The organism is Campylobacter sp. BCW_6877, from assembly GCF_001762445.1.
In the GTDB taxonomy this organism is placed as follows: domain Bacteria; phylum Campylobacterota; class Campylobacteria; order Campylobacterales; family Campylobacteraceae; genus Campylobacter_D; species Campylobacter_D jejuni.
Window position 1 is genome coordinate 1 of sequence record NZ_MJWW01000013.1, and the last position, 5,000, is coordinate 5,000.

Consider the following 5,000-nt stretch of genomic DNA (forward strand, 5'->3'; position numbering starts at 1 on the left):
ATTCTAAGTGTCATCTAAAACAACAATAAAAATAAACATAGGATTTATATATAAAGTAAGTAATGAAGACATTTAACAAGTCCGCAATGAGCTACTTTCCCCCTGCCAGTAAGGCGTAGTATCATCACCCACGATGTGCTTAGCTTCTTGGTTCGGGATGGAGCAAGGCGTTTCCACATCTGTATAATCACGGACATTGTTATTTAAATATTCTTTGAAAGATTGAATTTAAAAAATAAAGCTTAATCTTTTATTTCTTTACTTTTTTTTCTTTATTCTCTTTCTTCTTTACTTATCTTTTATCTTTGATAAGTTTTTATATAGAATACTTAAAAAACAATGTTAAGAGCAAGTTCTAATACAAACTTTACTTGAAAGATTTTATTAGCTTAAAAACATAATGTTTATATAAACATTTCATATAAAACATTCAAAGCTTTCTTAAAAACCTTAACAAGGAAGTGATGCTTTATTAAAGATAAGCCAAACGCTCTATTAGTACTGGTCAGCTAAAGGACTTTCATCCATTACACACCCAGCCTATCAAACTAGTAGTCTTCTAGAGAGCTTAGAGAAGATTCATCTTAGAGTTGGCTTCACGCTTAGATGCTTTCAGCGTTTATCCTTTCCAAACTTAGCTACGCTGCGATGCTCTTGGCAGAACAACAGCTACACCAGTGGTTTGTTCAACCCGGTCCTCTCGTACTAGGGTCAAATCTCTTCAATCTTCTTACGCCCACGGCAGATAGGGACCGAACTGTCTCACGACGTTCTGAACCCAGCTCGCGTACCGCTTTAAATGGCGAACAGCCATACCCTTGGGACCTGCTCCAGCCCCAGGATGCGATGAGCCGACATCGAGGTGCCAAACCTCCCCGTCGATGTGAGCTCTTGGGGGAGATCAGCCTGTTATCCCCGGGGTACCTTTTATCCTTTGAGCGATGGCCCTTCCACACAGAACCACCGGATCACTAAGACCGACTTTCGTCTCTGCTTGACTTGTATGTCTTGCAGTTAAGCTGGCTTATACCTTTATACTCTACGAACGATTTCCAACCGTTCTGAGCCAACCTTTGTAAGCCTCCGTTATTATTTGGGAGGCGACCGCCCCAGTCAAACTACCCACCAGACATTGTCCCACTTGAGGATAACTCAAGCTGGTTAGCTACCCAAATAAGAAAGAGTGGTATCTCAACAACGGCTCATATACAACTGGCGTCATATACTCAAAGCCTCCCACCTATCCTGCACATTCTTATCCAAGTAGCAGTGTCAAGCTGTAGTAAAGGTCCACGGGGTCTTTCCGTCTTGCCGCGGGTAGGAGGAATTTTCACCTCCACTACAATTTCACTGGATCCCTCTTTGAGACAGCTCCCATCTCGTTACGCCATTCATGCAGGTCGGTATTTAACCGACAAGGAATTTCGCTACCTTAGGACCGTTATAGTTACGGCCGCCGTTTACTCGGGCTTCGATCAAGAGCTTCGCTAATGCTAACCCCATCAATTAACCTTCGAGCACCGGGCAGGCGTCACACCCTATACATCCTCTTACGAGTTAGCAGAGTGCTGTGTTTTTGGTAAACAGTCGGGAGGGACTCTTTGTTGTAAGTTTCTTCGCTTTCGGAGTAAATCCTAGTACGAAGCTAACCACACCTTATACCGAAGATACGGTGCTATTTTGCAGAGTTCCTTAAAGAGAGTTCTTCCACGCGCCTTAGAATACTCATCCCACCCACCTGTGTCGGTTTACGGTACGGGCAACATTAGCTAAACTTAGAAACTTTTCTTGGCTCGACGGCATCAGGGGTTCTTCTATCCATCCGAAGACTTCAAAAAGCCTTTCAGTTCTCGGAGTGTTCTTATACGGATTTGCCTGTATAAGCTCCTACAACCTTAGACTAGCACTTCCATCCGCTAGCCCCCTTAGCCCTAAGCGTCCTTCCATCGCACACTAATGTTGGTATTGGAATATTAACCAATTTGCCATCGTCTACCCCTTTCGGACTCGACTTAGGACCCGACTAACCCTACGATGACGAGCATCGCGTAGGAAACCTTGGGTTTACGGCGTTAATGATTCTCACATTAATTATCGCTACTCATGCCTGCATGCTCACTTCTATTCGCTCCAGCACTCCTTACCGGTATACCTTCGACGCAAGTAGAACGCTCTCCTACCACTTGCACACAACTTAAACTACTTAAACTTTAAACCAAGAATATTTTTACTGATTTTACTAAGTTTTATTTCTATCTTTACTCTATAAAAATCAGTAAAAATATAACTTAAAACATATAACTTAGTTTTTTATATTCTAAACTTAAATAATCTAAGTTGTGTGCAAGTCTACAGCTTCGGTACTTACTTTAGCCCCGTTATATTTTCCGCGCAAAATCACTAGACCAGTGAGCTATTACGCTTTCTTTAAAGGATGGCTGCTTCTAAGCCAACCTCCTGGTTGTTTAAGTAACTTCACATCGTTTTCCACTTAAGTAAGATTTAGGGACCTTAGCTGGTAGTCTGGGTTGTTTCCCTCTTGACGACGGATTTTATCACTCGCCGCCTGACTGCTGTGATTACATATAAGGTATTCGGAGTTTGATAGGGTTTGGTACATTGGTGTATGCCCTAGCCCATTCAGTGCTCTACCCCCTTATATTACGACACAACGCTATACCTAAATATATTTCGGAGAGAACCAGCTATCACGAAGTTTGATTGGCCTTTCACCCCTATCCACAAGTCATCCCGGGGCTTTTCAACGCCTATGGGTTCAGTCCTCCACTAGTTCTTACACTAGCTTCAACTTGCTCATGGATAGATCACTTCGTTTCGGGTCTGCAGCATCTGACTAAGCGCCCTATTCAGACTCGCTTTCGCTACGGCTTCGCGTTTGCTTAACCTTGCCAGACACCACAACTCGCAGGCTCATTATGCAAAAGGCAGTCCATCACACTGTATTGCTACATAGTGCTCTGAATGATTGTAAGCAAATGGTTTCAGGTTCTATTTCACTCTGATCACCTCAGTTCTTTTCACCTTTCCCTCACGGTACTTGTGCACTATCGATCTGGTATTAGTATTTAGGGTTGGATCGTGGTCGACCCGGATTCAGACAGGATTCCTCGTGTCCCGCCCTACTCAGGATACTGCTAGCTAAGCTTTGTTTTTCGCATACGGGACTATCACCCTCTATGGCTATACTTTCCAGAATGTTCTGCTAAACTCAGCTCTTGCACATTGCAGTCCTACAACCCCCAGTGCAAGCACTGGGTTTGCCCTCTTGCGCTTTCGCTCGCCGCTACTGACGCAATCTCTATTGATTTCTTTTCCTGAGGGTACTAAGATGTTTCAATTCCCCTCGTTCGCTCCTATATAGGTAATGTATATCTCTATACATTGGGTTGCCCCATTCGGAAATCTACGGATCAAAGCTTCTTGACAGCTCCCCGTAGCTTATCGCAGTCTAGTACGTCCTTCATCGCCTTTACCAGTCAAGGCATCCACCATTCGCTCTTAGTAGCTTACCTTTTGATGTTCTTTTAGCAGATGAGCAAAGCTCATCCTAAAGAACCAAAGCTAAAGACCTACCCCGCCAACCTAAAAGATATTAGGCTTAAAACGAAATAAACTAAACATTCATTAAAAAATTAATGTAGATAAAGCTTCAATTCTTAATCGCTAAAAAAACAATTTGCATAAAAGTTAGATATAACCTAACTTCTACCTTTTTTATTGATTCTAAAACGCATCACTTCCTTGTTAAAGTTTTTATGATAAGACTTCTTTATCTTAAGACGGAAAGCATTCAAACACTTAATATAAAACTAAATGATTTAGTCTCAACTAAGCTGTGAGTTTGAAACTTGTCTTTAATTTACAAATCTTAAATCTAATATTCTCTTTATTATAGAAATAAAGATAATTAAAAGATATAAGTTAAACCAAAGAAAAGATAAATAGGTTTTATCCTTTAACAAGTCCTGTAAAATTGTTTTTATTAAAACTTGCTTGTGACTCTTAACAATGATAATTAAAAAGAACATTTAGGTTTAAAACCTAAAGGAAGTATATATATTAACATAATCATTATAAATATAAATACATAATGCATATGCTATTTATATCTATTAAAGTATATTCTTTTATAGTTAAAGATAAAAATAAATCTAAGTATAGAGTTTATATTTTATATTTAATCTACTTTATATACTTGCTTTAGATTTTAAAGCTTTTTTATTCAAATCTTTTTTATGGTGGGCCTAACAAGACTTGAACTTGTGACCTCACCCTTATCAGGGGTGCACTCTAACCAGCTGAGCTATAGGCCCTTAATAAATGGTGGAGAATAGCGGGATCGAACCGCTGACCTCCTGCGTGCAAAGCAGGCGCTCTCCCAGCTGAGCTAATTCCCCATAAACAATTAGCTTTATCATCAATCTTTGAAATCTAAACAAGAATCAATTGAGTTTATATATTGAAGTAATAGTTGTGAGACTTATTACTTTGTACTCTAGAAAGGAGGTGATCCAACCGCAGGTTCTCCTACGGTTACCTTGTTACGACTTCACCCCAGTCGCTGATTCCACTGTGGACGGTAACTAGTTTAGTATTCCGGCTTCGAGTGAAATCAACTCCCATGGTGTGACGGGCGGTGAGTACAAGACCCGGGAACGTATTCACCGTAGCATGGCTGATCTACGATTACTAGCGATTCCGGCTTCATGCTCTCGAGTTGCAGAGAACAATCCGAACTGGGACATATTTTATAGATTTGCTCCACCTCGCGGTATTGCGTCTCATTGTATATGCCATTGTAGCACGTGTGTCGCCCTGGGCATAAGGGCCATGATGACTTGACGTCGTCCACACCTTCCTCCTCCTTACGAAGGCAGTCTATTTAGAGTGCTCGGCCGAACCGTTAGCAACTAAATACGTGGGTTGCGCTCGTTGCGGGACTTAACCCAACATCTCACGACACGAGCTGACGACAGCCG

General features: G+C 41.3%; 2 tRNA genes and 3 rRNA genes (1 of these 5 running past the window's edge). All 5 read right to left on the reverse strand.

Annotation, left to right across the window (positions count from 1 at the left end):
- Positions 1-78: 78 nt before the first annotated feature.
- Positions 79-195, reverse strand: a 5S ribosomal RNA gene (gene rrf / locus AJ936_RS01320).
- Positions 196-474: 279 nt separating this feature from the next.
- A 23S ribosomal RNA gene (locus AJ936_RS01325) occupies positions 475-3,533 on the reverse strand.
- 724 nt (positions 3,534-4,257) lie between these two features.
- A tRNA-Ile gene (locus AJ936_RS01330) sits at positions 4,258-4,334 on the reverse strand.
- 8 nt (positions 4,335-4,342) lie between these two features.
- Positions 4,343-4,418, reverse strand: a tRNA-Ala gene (locus AJ936_RS01335).
- A 102-nt stretch (positions 4,419-4,520) separates the two neighbouring features.
- Positions 4,521-5,000 (reverse strand): 16S ribosomal RNA (locus AJ936_RS01340) (it continues 1,033 nt past the right edge of the window).
- Together the 16S, 23S and 5S rRNA genes with 2 tRNA genes alongside form the textbook arrangement of a ribosomal RNA operon.